General features: G+C 69.2%; 20 protein-coding genes. 13 read left to right on the plus strand and 7 right to left on the minus strand.

All coding sequences use genetic code 11. The features are described from left to right. Window positions 1–46 precede the first annotated feature (46 nt). Both ACFYLW_RS09945 and ACFYLW_RS09950 read right to left on the minus strand, forming a co-directional pair. Window positions 47–850: an NlpC/P60 family protein gene (locus ACFYLW_RS09945; protein ID WP_312066297.1), complete on the minus strand. Its 804-nt coding sequence runs from the start codon at window positions 848–850 to the stop codon at window positions 47–49. A gap of 79 nt (window positions 851–929) precedes the next feature. After that, complete coding sequence (locus tag ACFYLW_RS09950) at window positions 930–2,315, minus strand: leucyl aminopeptidase family protein (RefSeq protein ID WP_313471914.1); 1,386 nt, start codon at window positions 2,313–2,315, stop codon at window positions 930–932. A 94-nt stretch (window positions 2,316–2,409) separates the two neighbouring features. On the opposite strand from ACFYLW_RS09950, the gene ACFYLW_RS09955 reads away from it, so the two are divergent. From ACFYLW_RS09955 to thrS, 4 genes are all read left to right on the plus strand, one after another. After that, window positions 2,410–3,246, plus strand: a complete 837-nt coding sequence (locus ACFYLW_RS09955; protein WP_313471913.1) for a tetratricopeptide repeat protein — start codon at window positions 2,410–2,412, stop codon at window positions 3,244–3,246. A gap of 187 nt (window positions 3,247–3,433) precedes the next feature. Further along, the gene (locus ACFYLW_RS09960) at window positions 3,434–3,904 is read left to right on the plus strand and encodes an iron-sulfur cluster assembly scaffold protein (RefSeq protein WP_312064854.1); all 471 of its coding nucleotides are present in this window, start codon (window positions 3,434–3,436) and stop codon (window positions 3,902–3,904) included. A gap of 81 nt (window positions 3,905–3,985) precedes the next feature. Then, window positions 3,986–4,234: a membrane protein insertion efficiency factor YidD gene (yidD, locus tag ACFYLW_RS09965; protein ID WP_121481541.1), complete on the plus strand. Its 249-nt coding sequence runs from the start codon at window positions 3,986–3,988 to the stop codon at window positions 4,232–4,234. After that, the gene (thrS, locus tag ACFYLW_RS09970) at window positions 4,231–6,171 is read left to right on the plus strand and encodes a threonine--tRNA ligase (RefSeq protein ID WP_312064852.1); all 1,941 of its coding nucleotides are present in this window, start codon (window positions 4,231–4,233) and stop codon (window positions 6,169–6,171) included. The genes yidD and thrS overlap by 4 nt, the downstream gene beginning before the upstream one ends. 75 nt (window positions 6,172–6,246) lie before the next feature. On the opposite strand, the gene ACFYLW_RS09975 is transcribed toward thrS, so the two are convergent. Continuing rightward, the gene (locus ACFYLW_RS09975) at window positions 6,247–6,588 is read right to left on the minus strand and encodes a hypothetical protein (protein ID WP_312064850.1); all 342 of its coding nucleotides are present in this window, start codon (window positions 6,586–6,588) and stop codon (window positions 6,247–6,249) included. A 124-nt stretch (window positions 6,589–6,712) separates the two neighbouring features. On the opposite strand from ACFYLW_RS09975, the gene ACFYLW_RS09980 reads away from it, so the two are divergent. The 7 genes from ACFYLW_RS09980 to arfB all read left to right on the plus strand — a co-directional run bounded on the left by ACFYLW_RS09980 (window position 6,713) and on the right by arfB (window position 12,953). Then, complete coding sequence (locus tag ACFYLW_RS09980; RefSeq protein WP_292085467.1) at window positions 6,713–7,477, plus strand: electron transfer flavoprotein subunit beta/FixA family protein; 765 nt, start codon at window positions 6,713–6,715, stop codon at window positions 7,475–7,477. Beyond that, complete coding sequence (locus ACFYLW_RS09985; RefSeq protein ID WP_312064848.1) at window positions 7,477–8,406, plus strand: electron transfer flavoprotein subunit alpha/FixB family protein; 930 nt, start codon at window positions 7,477–7,479, stop codon at window positions 8,404–8,406. Before ACFYLW_RS09980 ends, ACFYLW_RS09985 begins: the two co-directional genes overlap by 1 nt. 253 nt (window positions 8,407–8,659) lie before the next feature. Next, the gene (locus ACFYLW_RS09990; RefSeq protein WP_312064846.1) at window positions 8,660–8,941 is read left to right on the plus strand and encodes a DUF167 domain-containing protein; all 282 of its coding nucleotides are present in this window, start codon (window positions 8,660–8,662) and stop codon (window positions 8,939–8,941) included. An 87-nt stretch (window positions 8,942–9,028) separates the two neighbouring features. Next, the gene (locus ACFYLW_RS09995) at window positions 9,029–10,519 is read left to right on the plus strand and encodes an amidohydrolase (RefSeq protein WP_312064844.1); all 1,491 of its coding nucleotides are present in this window, start codon (window positions 9,029–9,031) and stop codon (window positions 10,517–10,519) included. A gap of 3 nt (window positions 10,520–10,522) precedes the next feature. Next, window positions 10,523–11,866 carry an amidohydrolase family protein gene (locus ACFYLW_RS10000; RefSeq protein WP_312064843.1) on the plus strand — a complete coding sequence of 448 codons (1,344 nt, stop codon included), beginning with the start codon at window positions 10,523–10,525 and terminating at the stop codon, window positions 11,864–11,866. Window positions 11,867–12,096: 230 nt separating this feature from the next. Then, a complete protein-coding gene (locus tag ACFYLW_RS10005) occupies window positions 12,097–12,555 on the plus strand; it encodes a YaiI/YqxD family protein (RefSeq protein ID WP_312064841.1) in 459 nt (152 codons plus the stop codon). Further along, complete coding sequence (gene arfB, locus ACFYLW_RS10010) at window positions 12,552–12,953, plus strand: alternative ribosome rescue aminoacyl-tRNA hydrolase ArfB (RefSeq protein WP_312064838.1); 402 nt, start codon at window positions 12,552–12,554, stop codon at window positions 12,951–12,953. Before ACFYLW_RS10005 ends, arfB begins: the two co-directional genes overlap by 4 nt. 14 nt (window positions 12,954–12,967) lie before the next feature. Here arfB and ACFYLW_RS10015 read toward each other — a convergent pair whose 3' ends face one another. The 3 genes from ACFYLW_RS10015 to ACFYLW_RS10025 are packed head-to-tail and all read right to left on the minus strand — an operon-like array spanning window position 12,968 to window position 15,797. Next, window positions 12,968–13,420 carry a hypothetical protein gene (locus ACFYLW_RS10015; RefSeq protein ID WP_390182994.1) on the minus strand — a complete coding sequence of 151 codons (453 nt, stop codon included), beginning with the start codon at window positions 13,418–13,420 and terminating at the stop codon, window positions 12,968–12,970. Window positions 13,421–13,443: 23 nt separating this feature from the next. Next, window positions 13,444–15,027 (minus strand): 2-polyprenylphenol 6-hydroxylase, encoded by a 1,584-nt coding sequence (gene ubiB / locus ACFYLW_RS10020; protein ID WP_312064837.1) that lies wholly within the window; start codon window positions 15,025–15,027, stop codon window positions 13,444–13,446. Beyond that, the gene (locus ACFYLW_RS10025; protein WP_312064836.1) at window positions 15,015–15,797 is read right to left on the minus strand and encodes a class I SAM-dependent methyltransferase; all 783 of its coding nucleotides are present in this window, start codon (window positions 15,795–15,797) and stop codon (window positions 15,015–15,017) included. Before ACFYLW_RS10025 ends, ubiB begins: the two co-directional genes overlap by 13 nt. Before the next feature lie 178 nt (window positions 15,798–15,975). Here ACFYLW_RS10025 and ACFYLW_RS10030 point away from each other — a divergent pair, with 178 nt between their 5' ends. Together ACFYLW_RS10030 and ACFYLW_RS10035 are read left to right on the plus strand one after the other, a co-directional pair. Continuing rightward, entirely contained in the window at window positions 15,976–16,269 is a 294-nt protein-coding gene (locus tag ACFYLW_RS10030; protein ID WP_312064835.1) for a 4a-hydroxytetrahydrobiopterin dehydratase, read from the plus strand. Then, window positions 16,266–17,060 (plus strand): SDR family oxidoreductase, encoded by a 795-nt coding sequence (locus ACFYLW_RS10035; RefSeq protein WP_312064833.1) that lies wholly within the window; start codon window positions 16,266–16,268, stop codon window positions 17,058–17,060. The genes ACFYLW_RS10030 and ACFYLW_RS10035 overlap by 4 nt, the downstream gene beginning before the upstream one ends. A gap of 19 nt (window positions 17,061–17,079) precedes the next feature. On the opposite strand, the gene ACFYLW_RS10040 is transcribed toward ACFYLW_RS10035, so the two are convergent. Next, entirely contained in the window at window positions 17,080–17,652 is a 573-nt protein-coding gene (locus tag ACFYLW_RS10040; protein ID WP_292085451.1) for a cob(I)yrinic acid a,c-diamide adenosyltransferase, read from the minus strand. Between the last annotated feature and the right edge of the window lie 15 nt (window positions 17,653–17,667).

The raw sequence follows: 17,667 nt of genomic DNA on the forward strand, positions 1-17,667 counted from the left end.
AAGGACTGGGTCCCCGCCTCCGCGGGGATGAGGGGAAATTAGAAAATCAGATCCGCCGGAAAACCGCCGAGGCGAAGCCTTCGCCGGTCAGGCGGGCCTCGACCTCGGCCAGGGTCTCGATGACGACGCCGCCGCGCACGCCGGTGGAGTGAATGACCTGATCGGCGTCGACCATGATGGCCGAGTGGCCGGTCCAGTCGTGGTCGCGGTTCGGCGCCATCCAGACGACCAGATCGCCGCGCCGGGCCTCTGCGCGCGCGATGGGGCGACCGAGGTCGGCCTGGGCGTCGGAGCGGCGCGGGCCGGGCAGACCGCAGGCCAGCAAGGCCTGCTGCACCAGGCCCGAGCAATCGGTTTCGAACGAGGAGCGGGCGCCCAGGGCGTGCGGGCGACCCAGCAGACGTTCGGCCACGGCGACCGGCTCGCGTTCGAAGTCGCCGACGGCTTGCAGATCGGCCTCGCTGACGCCTTCGGCGGCCTCGCCCACCAGGGCGTTCAGCGGCAGGGCGGCGGACACGGAGGAAACACGACGACGGGCCAGGGGGGCGCCGGACGCCAGGACCTCCAGCGCCACCCAGCCGACGACGCCGTCGCGACGGGCGCGCCCCCAGGCCCGGTCGTCCTGACGATGCAGGACGTCGAAGGCCTCGCCGTGCAGAAGCTGGTCGATGCGTTGATCCGCGTCCGACAGGATGTCGGCGACCGGCACCCGGCAATGCATGGGTTCAAGCCGCACATAGGCCTCGGCCGGCATCAGGCCTTCCAGCGCCTGTTCGGCCAGCACGATCCGCTCTCCGTCCCGAAGGATCAGAGGCGGGCCGGGCGGGAGAAGGGCCAGAAGGTCGGACAAACAGGGCCTCGGCGTCGGTTCACGCGGGTGAACCGTCATATGTAAACTCCGAAGCCAAATCGGGCGTTAACAGCCTTGGCTATTTCGCGAATCGGTCGCGCAGGTAGCGGTAGCAGGCGCGCAGGGCCTGGGCTTCGCCGCCTTCCGGGCGCCCCGGCTGGGCGCGCGGATTCCAGGCGAAGATGTCCATGTGCGCCCATGATCCGGTCGTCGGCGCGAACTTTTGCAGGAACAGGGCCGCCGTCACCGATCCGGCCTGGGCCCAGGCGGCGGAATCATTTCTGATGTCGGCGATCTCGCTGTCCAGCGAGGCGCGATAGCCGGCCCAGAGCGGCATCCGCCACAGGGGATCGCCCACCGCGCGCCCGGCGCTGAGAATGCCCTCGGCCAGGGCCTCGTCGTCGGTGTAAAGCGGCGGCAGCTCCGGCCCCAGCGCCATGCGCGCGGCGCCGGTCAGGGTGGCGAAGTCCAGTGTCAGGTCAGGATTGTGCTCTCCCGCCCGCGTCAGGACGTCGGCCAGGATCAGGCGGCCTTCGGCGTCGGTATTGCCGATCTCGATGGTCAGTCCCTTGCGGCTGGACAGGATGTCGCCGGGGCGGAAGGCGTCGGCGGACACCGCGTTCTCGACGGCGGCCACCAGCACCACCAGCCGCACGGGCAGGTCGGCCTGCATGATCAGTCGGCCGAGCGCCAGGGCGTGGGCCGAGCCGCCCATGTCCTTCTTCATGTTGCGCATCCCGGCGGCGGGCTTGAGGTCCAGACCGCCGGTGTCGAACACCACCCCCTTGCCGACCAGGGCCACCAGCGGCAGGTCGGTCCGGTCCAGCTTCCAGCCGATCTCGACGACGCGCGGGGCGCGGTGCGGGGCGGCGGCGCGGCCGACGGCGTGGACGGCCGGGTAGTTGTCTTCCAGCAAGGCGTCGCCGGTGACGACAGTCAGAACGGCCCCCGCCGATTGGGCGATTTCGCGCGCGATGGTCTCGATCTGCAGCGGCCCCATGTCGGCGGCGGGAGTGTCGACCATCTCGCGGGCCAGGGCGGCGGCGGCGGCGATGTTCAGGGTCTCGATCAGGTCAAGACTGGCGGGGGCCACGAGACGGGCGCGGCCGCGCTCGGGCCGGGCCTTGTAGCGGTCGAACAGATAGCCGCCGAGGGCGAAGGCCAGGGCGGCCTGCGTCGCCGTCTCGCCCTCGACGCCGTCGAGCCGCCAGTCGCCGGCGGGCAGGCGCGTCGGCAGCGACCGCGCGCTCATCGGCTCGAAGGCCTCGCCGGCGCCGAACAGGGCCTCGGCCGCCGCGCCGTCGTCGCCGGGGACGATCAGCAGCTGGCCCGCCTTGCCGGTGAAGCCGTTGGCCTCGGCCCAGACGGCGGACTTGCCGGTCAGCGCCTGCCCGGTCTTGACCACGCGCACGGGGCGCGCGGCTTCGGAAGCGGCGATCAGCAGGTCGGAGTGAACGACGGACATGGGGGCGAGCCTTTCCGGCCGTTAAGGCCGATTAACCAAACCTTGACCCGAAGGCGCGACCCTGGGGCCGCAGGAAACCGTCCGGACCCTCTCCATGTCGCGCACCGCCGCCGCCGCCGCAACCATGACGCTGGCCCTTTGGGCTCTGTCGGGCGTCGTTCAGGCCCAGACCTCCCCTGCCCCGACGACCGCCGCCGCTCCGGCGCGCAAGCCCGCCGACGCCGCAACGCGGGCCAGCTATGACCGCGCCGACGCCCTCAGCCGCTCGGTCTTCTGGTCCAACGAACAGCAGATCAATCCCATGGACCCCGTCGCCGGGGTCCGCATGGCCCAGGCCCTGCGCGAAATGGGTCAGTTCGATCAGGCCGCCGAGACGGCGCAGAACGTCCTGACCGTCCAGCCCGCCAATCTTGAGGCCATGCTGGAGGTGGGCCGCGCCCACATCGCGCGGGGTCAGGCCTTCTACGGCATCGCGACGCTGGAGCAGGCCCGCGCCGCCGCGCCGCGCGACTGGAGGCCCCTGTCGTTGCTGGGCGTGGCCTATCAGCAGGTGCGCCGTCCCGACGACGCCAAGACGGCCTGGACCGAGGCCCTGCGTCTGTCGCCCGACAATCCCGACGTCCTGACCAACGCCGCCATCGCCCGCATGGGCGAAGGCGACGCCGCCTCGGCCGAGATCCTGCTGCGCCGCGCCGCCGCCCAGCCGACCGCGACGCTCAAGGTGCGCCAGAACCTGGCCCTGTCGCTGGGTCTGCAGGGCAAGACCGCCGAGGCCGAGGCCATCCTGCGCCGCGACCTGCCGCCCGAGGCCGCCGACGCCAACCTGCGCTGGCTGGCGGAGCGGACGGCGGCGGCGTCCGGCGCCGCGCCCGTCGCGGCGGCTGAAACCGCCGGCCCGGCCCGCACCTGGTCCTCGGTTCAGGGCGGCTGATTCAATCCTCCCCTGCGCAGCGGGGGAGGGGGACCGCGAAGCGGTGGAGGGGGCAAGCCCCCAACCCCCGCGCTCGGCCCTTCGCCCCCTCCACCATGCTGCGCATGGTCCCCCTCCCCCGTTTCGCTTCGCTCGCAAGGGAGGATCGCATCTTCTCTCTTGCGTCTATCGGCCCTATCTTCCGCCCATGATCGACGACCTCTACAGCGCGCGCATCCTGTCGCTGGCGGCCAACCTGCCGCACAGCGGGCGGCTGGCTGAGCCGGAAGGCAGCGCCGAGCGCGTGGCCAAGCTGTGCGGATCGAGGGCCATCGTCGACGTGACGCTGGACAGCGAAGGCCGCATCAGCGACTTCGCCCAGACGGTGAAGGCTTGCGCCCTGGGCCAGGCGGCGGCGGGCGTGGTCGGCGAAAGCATCCTCGGCGCATCGGCCCAGGAAATCGTCGAGGCCCGCGACGCCATGCTGGCCATGCTGAAATCCGGCGGCGACGGCCCCGAAGGCCGCTTCGAGGGTCTGCGGGTTCTCAAGCAGGTCGCTGATTACCCGGCGCGTCACGCCTCGACCATGGTGGCGCTGGAAGCCACGCTCGACGCGGTCAATCAGGCCTTGGCGAAACACCACAGCGATACGCGAACTCGCCTCGCCGGCGCGGCCTGAAGGCTTCGTCCGGTTGATCCCCCTGCGATGAAGAGGGATAAGCGGCGCGAACCCGAAACAGAGCCCCCGGCGAAGGGACAGATGTCTCTCTACGAACGCAGCGTCCGCGCGGCCCATCGGGGCTACAAGGTGACGCTGTCCCCCTTCTTCGGCCAGTCGTGCCGGTTCCTGCCGACCTGTTCGGACTATGGGCGCGACGCCCTGCTCCAGCACGGGCCGGTTCGGGGGGGATGGCTCACTGTGCGCCGTCTCTGTAAATGCCATCCCTTCGGCGGTTCGGGCTATGATCCCGTACCGCCCGCCAAGACCGAAAAAGAACGACCGTCATGATCGAACTGAAATTCCCCGACGGCGCCGTGCGTCAGTATCCGGCCGGCTCGACGGGCCGCGACGTGGCCGCCGCCATCTCGCCCTCGCTGGCCAAGAAGGCGGCTCTGGTCGTCTGGAACGGCGAGCAGCGCGACCTGGACCGCGTCATCGACGGCGACGGCGATTTCCGCCTGCTGATGCGCGACGATCCCGAGGCGCTGGAGACCATCCGCCACGACGCCGCCCACGTCCTGGCCCAGGCGGTGCAGGAGCTCTTCCCCGGCACCCAGGTCACCATCGGCCCGGCCATCGAGGACGGCTTCTATTACGACTTCGCCCGCGACGAGCCCTTCTCGACCGACGACTTCGCCAAGATCGAAAAGAAGATGGGCGAGATCATCGACCGAGGCGCCCCGCTGGAGCGTCAGGTCTGGGATCGCGACGAAGCGATCAAGCATTTCGAATCGGTGGGCGAGACCTACAAGGCCGAGCTGATCCGCGACCTGCCGGGCACCGAGACCATCACCGTCTACAAGCAGGGCGAATGGGCCGACCTGTGCCGGGGGCCGCACTTCCCGACCACCAAGTTTGTCGGCAAGGCCTTCAAGCTGACCAAGCTGGCCGGCGCCTACTGGCGCGGAGACTCGTCCAAGGCTCAGCTGCAGCGCATCTACGGCACCGCCTGGGCGACCCAGGCCGACCTGGACGCCTATCTGCTGCGCATCGAGGAGGCCGAGAAGCGCGACCACCGCAAGCTGGGCCGCGCCATGGAGCTCTTCCACATGCAGGAAGAGGGCCGCGGCATGGTCTTCTGGCACCCCAAGGGCTGGGTCCTGTGGCGCGTTCTGGAGGCCTATATGCGCCGCCGCCTGGACGCGGCCGGATACGTCGAGGTCAAGACGCCCCAGGTGCTGGACCGCAAGTTCTGGGAGGCCTCGGGCCACTGGGAGAAGTACCGTCCCAACATGTTCGTCTGCGAGACGGTGGAGGGCGAGACCCTTTCGCTGAAGCCGATGAACTGCCCCGGCCACGTGCAGATCTTCGATCAGGGCCAGCGGTCCTATCGCGAACTGCCGCTGCGCATGGCCGAGTTCGGCGCCTGCCACCGCTATGAGCCGTCCGGTTCGCTGCACGGCCTGATGCGCGTGCGCGGCTTCACCCAGGACGACGCCCACATCTTTTGCCGCGAAGACCAGATCGTCGACGAGACGGCCGAGTTCATCAAGCTGGCCAAGAGCGTCCACGCCGACCTCGGCATGGAAACGGCCTACATCAACCTGGCCACCCGTCCCGACGTCCGCGCCGGGTCGGATGAGTTCTGGGACAAGGCCGAGGCCCAGATGGCCGAAGCCGCCCGCGCCGCCGGGGTCGAGCCGGTCATCGCCGAGGGCGACGGCGCCTTCTACGCGCCCAAGCTGGACTTCATCGTCAAGGACGCCATCGGCCGCGAATGGACCTGCGGCACGATCCAGCTGGACTATGTCCTGCCCGACCGTCTGGACGCGACCTACATCGCCGAGGACGGCCAGAAGCACCGTCCGGTCATGCTGCACCGCGCGATCCTGGGCAGCTTCGAGCGCTTCATCGGCATCATGATCGAGAACTACGCCGGGGCCTTCCCCCTGTGGCTGGCGCCGACCCAGGCCGTGGTGGCCACCATCACCTCGGACGCCGACGGCTATGCCGAGGAAGTGGTCGCCAAGTTCCGCGCCGCGGGCCTGCGCACCGAGATCGACCTGCGCAATGAGAAGATCAACTACAAGATCCGCGAACACTCGGTCGGCAAGGTGCCCGCCATCGCCGTCGTCGGCCGCAAGGAGGCCGAGGAAGGCAAGGTCGCCATCCGCCGCCTGGGCAGCCAGGCCCAGACCATCGTCACCGTCGAGGAGGCCATCGCCATCCTGACCGACGAGGCCCTGGCGCCGGACCTGAAGCGGATCCGCGACGGTCAGGCCTGAACATGAAAACGCCCCGGTCGAAAGGCCGGGGCGTTTTTCTTTGACCTATCCCTCCCCGCCCTCGGGGAAGAGGGGTTACCGCTGTTGCAGGGCGGCGACGCGGGCGCGCTCGGCTTCGGTCGCGGCGTCGCGGGCGCGCTTCTGGGCGTTCAGCTGATCCTCGATCTCGACCAGCTCCCTGTTCTTCTCGGCCGAGGCCTCGGCGCGGCTGACGCCGATGGGGCGGCCGGTGATCTCGGCGATCGAGATGGGCTGGGCGCAGATGCGGCTTTCCATGTCGTACCACTTGCCCTGGGCTTCGCAGCGCTCGCCCGGCTCCATCCAGAAGTGCTGGAAGACGAAGACCCCGGCCACCATGACGGCGAACAGGCTGAAAAACAGGATGTTCAGGCGGCTATTGGTCAGGAAGCGTTTCATGCAGGTCTCATAGATCAAAAATGCGCCCGCGACACGACCGCAGTTCACGTAGCGTTACGTTGACAGGCCGGTTTCCCCGGTCCAATCCCTCGGGCCATATTTCGATGACCAAGTGGATAGGCTCATGAAGGTACTCGTCCCGGTGAAACGGGTGATCGACTATAACGTCAAGGCCCGCGTCAAGGCGGACCAGACCGGCGTCGATCTGGCCAACGTCAAGATGAGCATGAACCCCTTCGACGAGATCGCCGTCGAAGAGGCCGTGCGTCTGAAGGAAGGCAAGGAACACCATGCCGCCGGCACGGCGACGGAAATCGTCGTCGTCTCCATCGGCGTGACCCAGGCCCAGGAAACCCTGCGCACCGCCCTGGCCATGGGCGCCGACCGCGGCCTGCTGATCCAGTCCGACGCAGACCTGGAGCCGCTGGCCGTCGCCAAGCTGCTGAAGGCAGTGGTCGATGAAGAGAAGCCCGATCTGGTCCTGATGGGCAAGCAGTCCATCGACGGCGACAACAACGCCGTGGGTCAGATGCTGGCCGCCCTGCTGGACTGGCCGCAAGCCACCTTCGCCGGCAAGCTGGTCATTGACGGCGGCAAGGCGACCGTGACGCGCGAAGTCGACGGCGGTCTGCAGACCGTGGCGGCGACCCTGCCGGCCGTGGTCACCGTGGACCTGCGCCTGAACACCCCCCGCTACGCCAGCCTGCCCAACATCATGAAGGCCAAGAAGAAGGAGATCGCGGTCAAGGCGGTCGCCGACTACGGCGTCGATGTCGCGGATCGCCTGAAGGTCCTGAAGGTGACGGAGCCGCCGAAGCGTTCGGCGGGCGTCAAGGTCGCCGATGCGGCCGAACTGGTTTCCAAGCTCAAAGACGCAGGGGTTCTGTAATGGCCGTTCTCGTCATCGCCGACCACGACGGCTCGACCGTTCGCGACACCACCCACAAGACCGTGACGGCGGCCCTGGCCCTGTCGTCGGACGTGGATGTTCTGGTCCTCGGCAAGAACGCCAAGGGCGTGGCCGACGCCGCCGCCAAGATCACGGGCGTGCGCAAGGTCCTGCTGGCCGAGGGCGACGCCATTTCTCACGGTCTGGCCGAAGCCGTCGAAGCCACCGTCCTGCCGCTGGCCGCCGGCTACGACGCCGTCCTGTCGCCCGCCACCACGGACGGCAAGAACTTCGCCCCGCGTCTGGCCGCCAAGCTGGACGTCGCGCCGATCTCGGACATCGTCGAGGTCGTCTCGGCCGATACCTTCGTGCGCCCGATCTACGCCGGCAACGCCCTGGAAACCGTGCAGTCAGCCGACGCCAAGAAGGTCATCACCGTGCGTCCGACGGCCTTCGCCGCCGCTGGTGAAGGCGGCTCGGCCTCGGTCGAGACCGTCGCCGCCGGTGAAGCGCCCAAGACCGGCTTCGTCTCCGAGGAAATGGTCAAGTCGGACCGCCCCGAACTGGGCGCCGCCAAGATCATCGTCTCGGGCGGTCGCGCTCTCGGCTCGGCCGAAGAGTTCCACGCCGTCATGGAGCCCCTGGCCGACAAGCTGGGCGCCGCCATCGGCGCCTCGCGCGCGGCGGTCGACGCGGGCTACGCCCCCAACGACTATCAGGTCGGCCAGACCGGCAAGGTCGTGGCCCCGGCCCTCTACATCGCCATCGGCATCTCGGGGGCCATCCAGCACCTGGCCGGGATGAAGGACTCCAAGGTCATCGTCGCCATCAACAAGGACGCCGACGCCCCGATCTTCCAGATCGCCGATTTCGGCCTGGTCGCCGACTACAAGACCGCCGTGCCGGAGCTGATGGCCGCCCTGGGCTGATCGGTTTCACAGGCTGAACATGAAGCGCGCCGGATGGGAGACCGTCCGGCGCGTTTTTAGTTGGCGTTCCATTCCTGCCGTCATCCCGGACGGCCGCCAGGCCGATCCGGGACCCAGTCGCCGGCTCCAGACGCGACATCTCCAGTCAAGGCTCCACCGCCTGGGTCCCGGATCTTCGGCTCGCAGGCGAGCCTTCGTCCGGGATGACATCAGGGAGTTGGCCGCAGGGCTCGAATGGGCCAAACACCTTCCCATGACCGCCCGCCTCGCCATCAAGCTGACGCCCCGCGCCGCCGCCGACCGCATCGACGGCTGGGACGTGGACCCCGACGGCCGCCCCGTGCTCAAGGTCCGCGTCCGCGCCCAGCCGGTCGAGGGCGAGGCCAACGCCGCCCTGACCGCCTTTCTGGCCAAGGCCCTGGGCGTGCCCAAGCGCGACGTGACCCTGGCGCGCGGCGGCCAGTCGCGGCTCAAGATGATCGAGATCGAGGGGCTGGACGAGGCCGAGGTCCGCGACCGCTTGTCCGGCTCCTGACAATTCCCCTTTACGGCGACGCTGAACCCCCTTTGTATGCCGTCCCGTTGTCAGCCCGCCGCATGCGGGCGCGAGGGGGTCTCGCCCATGTTGCTTAACCGTCTGCGGGGCCCAAGCCTCGCTGTCCTCACCTGCGCGCTCGGCGCCCTGGCCCTGTCGGCCTGCGCCACGACCGGCGACGCCAAGCCCAAGACCGAGACGGCCTCGGCCGCGCCCAGAGACCGCACCATGGCCCCGGGCCTGGACGGCTGGGCCAACACGGACCCCTATCCCTCGACCTATCGCGGCCTGCCGCGCGAGAACCTGGCCCTGGTCGGCGCCACGGTCCTGACCGGCACGGGTCAGAAGATCGAAGGCGGCGTGGTCATCGTCACCGACGGCCGCATCGCCGCCGTCGGCGGGGCGAGCACGCCGGTTCCGGCGGGCCACAAGGTGGTCGACGCGCGCGGTCGCTACGTCACGCCGGGCGTCATCGACATCCACAGCCACCTCGGCGTCTATCCCTCGCCCGGCGTCATGGGCATGAGCGACGGCAACGAGGCCACCAATCCGAACACGGCCCAGGTCTGGGCCGAGCATTCGATCTGGCCGCAGGACCCGGGCTTCAACACCGCCCGCGCGGGCGGCGTGACCACGCTCCAGATCCTGCCCGGATCGGCCAACCTGTTCGGCGGGCGCGGCGTGACGGTGCGCAACGTGCCGTCCGTCACCATGCAGGGCATGAAGTTCCCGAACGCTCCCTATGGCCTGAAGATGGCCTGCGGCGAGAACCCGTCGCGCGTCTATGGCGGCCGCAACCAGTCGCCGGCCACCGGCATGGGCAATGTCGCCGGCTATCGCGCCGCCTTCATCTCGGCTCGGGACTACAAGGAGAAGTGGGACAAGTGGCGCGAGACCGGTCAAGGCACGCCCCCGACCCGCAACCTGCAGCTGGAAACCCTGGCGGGCGTCCTGGACGGGTCGATCCTGGTCCAGAACCACTGCTACCGCGCCGACGAGATGGCGGTCATGCTCGATGTGGCCAAGGAGTTCGGCTACAAGGTCACCACCTTCCACCACGCGGTCGAGGCCTACAAGATCGCGCCGCTTCTGGCGCGTGAAGGCGTCTGCGCCGCCATGTGGACCGGCTGGTGGGGCTTCAAGATGGAGGCTCTGGACGGCATCGAGGAGAACGCCGCCCTGACCGACGCGCCCGAGGGCTCGTGCGCCGTCATCCACTCCGACGACGCCGAACTGACCCAGCGCCTCAATCAGGAAGCCGCCGCCGCCCTGTCGGCCGGTCGCCGCGCCGGGATGAACATCTCGGAAGAGCACGCCATCAGCTGGATCACCCTGAACGCCGCCCGTTCGATCGGCATCGACAAGGAGACCGGTTCGCTGGAGCCCGGCAAACGCGCCGACGTGGTGATCTGGAGCGCCGATCCCTTCTCGGTCTACGCCCGCGCCGATCAGGTCTTCATCGACGGCGGCCTGGCCTTCGACCGGTCCAACCCCGCCTTCCAGCCCGTATCCGATTTCGAACTGGGTCAGCCCGGCTTCGGCCAAGCCGCCGCCGGCGTCGCCCAGGGAGCTCGCTGAACCATGCGCATCCAAACCCTTCTGGCGGGCGCTGTCGCGGCCCTCGCCCTCGTCGGTCCCGCAGCGGCGCAGGACGTCGCCATCACCGGCGGCCGGGTCCTGACCGGCACCTCGGTGATCGAGAACGGCACGGTCGTCGTGCGCAACGGCCGGGTCGTTTCCGTCGGGACCGGCGCGGCCCCGGCCGGAATGCGCGCCATCGACGCGCGCGGCAAGATCGTGACCCCCGGCTTCGTCGCCGTGGACTCCGGCCTCGGCGGTTCGGAAGTCGGCTCGGTGCGCGGCTCCAACGACCTGTCGAACAGCGCCAACACCCTGAGCGCCGCCTTTGACCTGTCCTATGGCCTGGACCCCTGGTCCTTCACCCTGCCGGTCGCTCGCCTCGGCGGCGTCACCCGCGCCGTGGTCACGCCCCAGCACGCCGGCTCGGGCGGCGGCCACAGCCATGACGACAGCGACTTCGCCGGGGCCGGTCACGGCGGCTATCAGTCGCCGGGCCTGTTCGCGGGCCAGGCGGCGGTGATCAAGCTGGGCGGCGCCGATATTCTGGTGAAGCCGCGCGTGGCCATGGTCGCCCCCTTCGGCGAGGCCGGCAAGGGCGTCGCCGGCGGCGCGCGCGGGGCCGAGTTCGTCCTGTTCAAGGAGACCCTGGCCGAGGTCCGCCTCTACGCCCGCAACAAGGCCGCCTATGACCGCGCCGCGCTTCGCGACCTGTCGCTGTCGCGCGCCGACCTCGAGGCTTTGATCCCGGTGGCCAATGGCTCCATGCCGCTGATCGTCAGCGTCAATCGCGCCTCGGACATCCAGCAGGTCCTGCGTCTGGCCCGCGAGGAGGGCGTCAAGGTCATCCTCGACGGTGCCGCCGAGGGCTGGCTGGTCGCCAATGAGATCGCGGCGGCCAAGGTCCCGGTCCTGCTGCACCCGATCACCAACCTGCCCGGCAATTTCGAGATGCGGGCGGCGCGGATGCAGAACGCGGCGGCGCTGAACGCGGCGGGCGTGGTCATCGCCATCAAGGGCAATGAGGGCTCGACCCATCGCGCCCGCGACATCCGCTACAACGCCGGGAACGCCGTCTCGCACGGCCTGCCCTTCGCCGCCGCCATCCAGGCGATCACGGTCAATCCGGCCCGCATCTTCGGCTTCGACGGCCAGTTCGGCGAGCTGAAGCCGGGCGCGGCGGGCGATGTGGTGGTCTGGTCGGGCGATCCGCTGGAGCCGCTGAGCCAGCCCTCGGCCGTCTTCATCGACGGCGTGGAGCAGCCGCTGCAGGCCCGCAACCTGCTGCTGCGCGACCGCTATCGCACCGGCGGCGAAGGGGCCATGCCGGTGGCCTATCCGCAGTAAGCTCTTCGGCTTTCTGCACGACCATCAGCGCCGCGATCGAAAGGTCGCGGCGCTTTTTCTTTCCTCCCCACGTCGTGGGGAGGGGGACCACGAAGTGGTGGAGGGGCCTCTCGCCAAGCTCGACCGAGCCCCTCCGTCTCGTCGGCTGCGCCGCCGATCCACCTCCCCACAATGTGGGGAGGAGAAACCCCGACCTTCACCCTTGGCTCGCGACACGCCATAAGACGCCCATGCCCACCACCCTCTACATCGACGCCGACGCCTGTCCCGTAAAGGAGGAGGTCTATCGCGTGGCCCGCCGCTACGGGCTCAAGGTCTTTGTGGTGTCCAACGCCTGGATCAATGTCCCGCGCGAACCGATGATCGAACAGGTGGTGGTCGACGCCGGGCCTGACGTGGCCGACGACTGGATCGCCGAGCGCGCCGTCACCGGCGACATCGTCGTCACCGCCGACATTCCCCTGGCCGACCGCTGTCTGAAATCCGGGGCCCAGGCGCTGAAGTCCAACGGGCAGCCCTTCACCCCCGACTCCATCGGCTCGGCCCTGGCCGGGCGCATGGTGGGCGAGCATCTGCGCTCCATCGGCGTGGCCACCAGCGGCCCGCCGCCCTTCTCCAACGCCGACCGCTCGCGCTTCCTGCAAGCCCTTGATACGGCGGTCGTCCGTGCACGGAAAGTCAGCCTGTGAGCCGTATTCCCGAGGACGAACTGGAGTTCCGCTTCTTCCGCGCAGGCGGCCCCGGAGGCCAGAACGTCAACAAGGTGTCGACCGCCGTCCAGATGCGGTTCGATGTCAGGAACTCGCCCAGCCTGACCGAGCCGGTCAAGGCGCGGCTGATGAAGCTGGCGGGCAGTCGTCTGACGCTGGACGGGGTCATCCTGATCACCGCCGTCCGCTTCCGCACCCAGGAGCGCAACAGGGCCGACGCCATCGCCCGCCTGGACGAGATGGTGGCCGAGGCCTCGATCAAACCGGTCTATCGCGTGCCGACCCGACCGACGCGGGCATCCAAGGAACGGCGATTGCAGGCCAAGTCCACCCGCTCAAGCATCAAGAGCGGACGTGGCAAGCCGTCGCTGGACTAAGGCTCAGATCCGCGTCAGTCGCCGCGCGCCGGGCGATACAGCAGGGCGTTGATCCGGTCCTCGTTGTCGAACGCGATGACCCAATCGGTGGCCTGCTTCTCGAACACCACGCGGAACAGTTCGGCTCCGTCTTGCTGGCCGCGATACTCCATGACCTGCACGGCCCCGAGCTGCCGCACGCGCGGGGCGAATTCGGCGGCCCGGCTGCGGATCTGCTCGGCCAGACTGGGGCTGAACACCGAATAGTCGATCTCGTCGGATTGCAGCGAGGCGATCACAGCGCGAAGCGCGCCTTGCGTGCGGGCGATGTCGGGCGCCTCGCCTGAGGCCGGGGCCGGCGGCGGCGCCTGCACGGCGTCGGGTTCGCCAAAGCTGTTGGGGAACGTGGCCGCCGCCGTCTGCGCCGCCGCAGGCAGGGCCAGCAGGCTCGCGCCCATCACGGCGGCTGCGAAGATCCGGGTCTTCATAGGCGGCAGGCTCCGAAGAAACGTCAGGCGACGATCATCGGCCAGAGTGTCAGGACCAGGGCGGCGACCGAGGCACAGACGGCGACGGTGACGGCGGCGACCACCCAGGGCCGGGTTCCGGCCTTCTCGATCACTAACGTCTGAGATTGCGGTGGGTTCTGCGCCAGATGCGACAGAGCCTTCAGCGTGGCGAGAGCCTCCTCGATGGTCTCCTTGATCTGGGCCTGCGGACCCAGTTCGCGCTTGATCCAGCGCTCGACCACCGGCTTGGCCGCCTCCCACAGGTCGTGGTCAGGGTTGAGACGACGGGCGACGCCTTCGACCGAGACCATGGTCTTTTGCAGCAGCACCAGTTCGGGCCGCATGTGCATGTCGAACAGGGCAGTGATCTCGAACAGCTGGCCCAGAAGTCGGCCCATCGACACCTGGCTGGCCTGGCGACCGATGACCGGCTCGCCGACCGCGCGAAGGGCCTGGGCGAAGGTGTCGACCGAATGATGCGGCGGCACGTAGCCGGCTTCGAAATGGACCCGGCTGATGCGGTCGTAGTCGCGGCTGATGAAGCCCCACAGGATTTCGGCCAGGTAGCGCCGCTCGGCCGGGCCCAGTCGCCCGACGATGCCGAAGTCGATGGCGGTGACCTGGGCCGGAGCGTCGGCGAACAGATTGCCTTCGTGCAGGTCGGCGTGGAAGACGCCGTGGTCCAGCGCCTGGACCAGGAAGCCGCGCACCACCTTGTCGGCCAGGGCGTCCTTGTCGAGACCGGGAAGGCTTTCCAGCGCCGGGTCGGTCATCGGCAGGCCGTCGGCCCACGCCAGCGTCAGCACCCGCTTGCCCACCCCGTCCCAGACGACGGCGGGCGCGCTCATGAAGTCGTCCTTGGCCATGACCTCGGCCAGTTCCGAGGCGGCGGCGGCCTCCAGCCGCATATCCAGCTCCAGCGACAGGGCGCGGGCGATGATCTCGACGAAGGCCTGGGGCTCCAGTCGCCGGGCGGGCTCGACGAACTTCTGCACCAGCTTGGCGCCCAGACGCATGGAATCCAGCCCGCGCGCCACGCGGCGCTCGACTCCGGGACGCAGCACCTTGACCGCCACCTTGCGACCGTCCGCCAGGTAGGCCGGATGCGCCTGCGCCAGGGAGGCGGCGGCGACCGGCTGGCCCAGGTCGATGAACAGGCTCTCTACGGTGCGGCCCAGCGAGCGCTCGATCTCGGCGCGCGCCTCCTCCAGCGGGAAGGGCGGCAGCTTGTCCTTCAGTCGACCCAGATCCTGAGCGAACTGGATGCCGAAGATGTCGGCGCGCGTGGCCAGAACCTGACCCAGCTTGATAGCCACGGGGCCGAGGTGCTCGAAGGCTTGCCCCACGCGCTGACCGGGGCGACCGGCGCGATGCTTGCGGCTGGCCGTCATCTGCACCAGTTGCGCGAACGGGCGGGTCCAGGCGGGCAGCAGCGGATTGACCTCGCGCGGGATCAGCGCGTCGTGACGCGCCAGCACCCAGCCCCAGCCGATCAGGCGAAAGGCGGCGCCCAGCGGGTCGCGGACGGGCTCCGGCGTCGGCGCGGCGGGCGGGGTCTTGACGGACAGCCGGCTCAGATCGCCCACCCGTGGTGGATGGCGGCGATGCCGCCCGACAGGTTGGTGACGCTGACGCGGCTGAACCCGGCGTCCTCGATCATCCGCTTGAAGGTCGACTGATCCGGGAAGCGACGGATGCTCTCGACCAGATACTGATAGCTGTCGCGGTCCTTGGCGACCCATTCGCCGATGCGCGGAATGGCGTGGAAGGACCAGGCGTCATAGGCCTTGCGCAGGGCGCCGGTCGTGGGGTGCGAGAACTCCAGGCAGATGAAGCGGCCGCCGGGCTTCAACGCGCGGCGCGCTTCCTTCAGGGCGCCCGCCACGTCGGACACGTTGCGGATGCCGAAGCTGATCGAATAGGCGTCCAGGCAGGCATCGGGGAAGGGCAGGTTCATGGCGTCGCCGACGCCCCAGGCCATCTCGGGCTCGCCGCCCTTGGCCACGCCGTTAAGGATCATCTCGGCGTTGTAGTCCATGACGATGACGGTGGCGTCCTCGCCGCCGCGCCGCTGCTGGGCCGCGCGCGCCATCTTCGAATAGCGCCGCGCCATGTCGCCGGTGCCGCCGGCCATGTCGAGAATGACCTCGCCGGGCCGGGCGTTCAGCTTGGCCGCCGCAGCGTCCTTCCAGAGACGGTGCACGCCCGCGCTCATCAGGTCGTTCATCAGGTCGTAGTTGGACGCGACGGAGTTGAAGACCCCGCGCACCATCTGCACCTTTTCCTTCGCATCCACGTCGCGGAAGCCGAAGGAGGAGGTCTTGCCGGAGGAGGGGGAGGGATCGGCCTGGGTCATGGATGCGGGTGTAACGCCTCGCGCGGTCGGCGTCATCCGGGGAAGCGTCGCAGATGACAGGCTGAGATTCGATCCTCCCCTGCGAAGCGGGGGAGGAGAGCGTCTGTGTTGACGCGGCGTCACGGCTTGTCGCCCTTGCGGGGGCGCGATACGCCTGAACAAAATCAAGGAGACGCCCATGACCGCCCTCGACGTGACCGAAGTTCTGGCGGGCCTGCCCGACTGGCGCCGCGCCGACGATCCGCGCCCGGCCATCGCCCGCAGCCTGCGCTTCAAGGATTTCAACGCCGCCTTCGGCTTCATGACCCGCGTCGCCCTGCTGGCCGACAAGGCGGACCACCATCCTGAATGGTCCAACGTCTACAACCGCGTCGAGGTGCTGCTGACCACCCATGACGCCGGCGGCGTCACCGAGCGCGATGTCGCCATGGCCCGCTTCATCGACGAGATCGTCAAAGGCTTGGTCGAGTGAGCGCCCCTCGTCTTGGGCGCGTCGCGGGCAAGTCCGCCCTCATCACCGGGGCGGCGGGCGGTCTGGGTCAGGCCATGGCGCGGATGCTGGTGCGCGAGGGCGCCAAGGTCGCCGTCTCCGACCTCGACCTGAACGGGGCAAGGACCCTGGCCGACAGCATCAACGCCGAAACCCCCGGCTCCGCCTTCGCCTATGAGCAGGACGTGACGCGCGAGGATGACTGGGTTCGCGTGGTCGCCGCCGCCGCCGAGGACATGGGCGGCCTGTCCATCCTGGTGAACAACGCCGGCATCGGCGGCCATCTGGCCTGGGCCGAGCAGGACACGCTGGACAACTGGCGGCTGGTTCAGGCGGTCAACATCGAGTCGGTCATGCTGGGCTGCAAGCACGCCATGCCGCATCTGCGGGCCTCTGGCGCGGGCTCAATCGTCAACATCTCGTCGATCGCTGGGCTGGCGGCGGCGCCGGGCATGGGGGCCTATAACGCCACCAAGGCGGCGGTCTGGCTCTACACCAAGACGGTGGCGCTTGAGGCGGCCAAGGCGGGCTGGAACGTGCGCGCCAACTCTGTCCACCCGGTCTTCATCAAGACCCCGATCCTCGATCCCTTCGTCGCCATGGCCGGCGGCGACGAGACGACGGCGCACGAAAAGCTGGCGCGCGGCATTCCGCTCAAGCGCATCGGCGAACCGGACGACGTGGCCTACTGCGTCCTTTACCTGGCCTCGGACGAATCCAAGTTCGTCACCGGCGCCGAGTTCAAGATCGACGGGGGCCTGACGGCGCAGTAAGGCCCCTCTCCTGCCCGCCTCAGCGCGTCGCGCCGGGCTTCCACAGGATGTCGGCGGCGCCGTTGGCGTTGGCCCGGCGGGCGGCGACGAACAGGTGATCCGACAGGCGGTTCAGATAGCGGACCGCCTCCGGGTTCACCTGCTCGCCCGATTCCATGAGGCGGATGGCGTCGCGCTCGGCCCGGCGGCAGACGGTGCGCGCCAGATGCAGATGCGCCGACAGGGGCGAACCGCCCGACAGGATGAAGCTGTCCAGCGGCTTCAGGCTCTCGTTCATCCAGTCGATCTCGGTCTCGATCCGCTCGACCTGCGAGGCGATGATGCGCAGCGCCTCCCATTTCGGGGCCGGCTCCAGCGGCGTGGCCAGATCGGCGCCGAGATCGAACAGCTCGTTCTGGATTCGGCCCAGCATGGCGTCGATCCGGTCGTTCTGGCCGCTGTTCAGACGAGCCACGCCGATGACGGCGTTCAGTTCGTCGACCGACCCATAGGCCTCGACCCGCAGGTCGGTCTTGGACACGGGCGCGCCCGACGCCAGGCGGGTCTGCCCGGCGTCGCCGGTGCGGGTGTAGATCTTGTTCAGCGTGACCATCGGTCAGCCCCCTCG

This window comes from Brevundimonas sp. NPDC007368, from assembly GCF_042869015.1.
Taxonomy (GTDB): domain Bacteria; phylum Pseudomonadota; class Alphaproteobacteria; order Caulobacterales; family Caulobacteraceae; genus Brevundimonas.

Excerpts from the sequence above, each read along its gene's own strand:
- ACFYLW_RS09950 (WP_313471914.1), bottom strand. The coding sequence starts at position 2,315 with ATGTCCGTCGTTCACTCCGACCTGCTGATCGCCGCTTCCGAAGCCGCG.
- ACFYLW_RS09955 (WP_313471913.1), top strand. The coding sequence starts at position 2,410 with ATGTCGCGCACCGCCGCCGCCGCCGCAACCATGACGCTGGCCCTTTGG.
- ACFYLW_RS09960 (WP_312064854.1), top strand. The coding sequence starts at position 3,434 with ATGATCGACGACCTCTACAGCGCGCGCATCCTGTCGCTGGCGGCCAAC.
- yidD (WP_121481541.1), top strand. The coding sequence starts at position 3,986 with ATGTCTCTCTACGAACGCAGCGTCCGCGCGGCCCATCGGGGCTACAAG.
- thrS (WP_312064852.1), top strand. The coding sequence starts at position 4,231 with ATGATCGAACTGAAATTCCCCGACGGCGCCGTGCGTCAGTATCCGGCC.
- ACFYLW_RS09975 (WP_312064850.1), bottom strand. The coding sequence starts at position 6,588 with ATGAAACGCTTCCTGACCAATAGCCGCCTGAACATCCTGTTTTTCAGC.
- ACFYLW_RS09980 (WP_292085467.1), top strand. The coding sequence starts at position 6,713 with ATGAAGGTACTCGTCCCGGTGAAACGGGTGATCGACTATAACGTCAAG.
- ACFYLW_RS09985 (WP_312064848.1), top strand. The coding sequence starts at position 7,477 with ATGGCCGTTCTCGTCATCGCCGACCACGACGGCTCGACCGTTCGCGAC.
- ACFYLW_RS09990 (WP_312064846.1), top strand. The coding sequence starts at position 8,660 with ATGACCGCCCGCCTCGCCATCAAGCTGACGCCCCGCGCCGCCGCCGAC.
- ACFYLW_RS09995 (WP_312064844.1), top strand. The coding sequence starts at position 9,029 with ATGTTGCTTAACCGTCTGCGGGGCCCAAGCCTCGCTGTCCTCACCTGC.
- ACFYLW_RS10000 (WP_312064843.1), top strand. The coding sequence starts at position 10,523 with ATGCGCATCCAAACCCTTCTGGCGGGCGCTGTCGCGGCCCTCGCCCTC.
- ACFYLW_RS10005 (WP_312064841.1), top strand. The coding sequence starts at position 12,097 with ATGCCCACCACCCTCTACATCGACGCCGACGCCTGTCCCGTAAAGGAG.
- ACFYLW_RS10015 (WP_390182994.1), bottom strand. The coding sequence starts at position 13,420 with ATGAAGACCCGGATCTTCGCAGCCGCCGTGATGGGCGCGAGCCTGCTG.
- ACFYLW_RS10025 (WP_312064836.1), bottom strand. The coding sequence starts at position 15,797 with ATGACCCAGGCCGATCCCTCCCCCTCCTCCGGCAAGACCTCCTCCTTC.
- ACFYLW_RS10030 (WP_312064835.1), top strand. The coding sequence starts at position 15,976 with ATGACCGCCCTCGACGTGACCGAAGTTCTGGCGGGCCTGCCCGACTGG.
- ACFYLW_RS10040 (WP_292085451.1), bottom strand. The coding sequence starts at position 17,652 with ATGGTCACGCTGAACAAGATCTACACCCGCACCGGCGACGCCGGGCAG.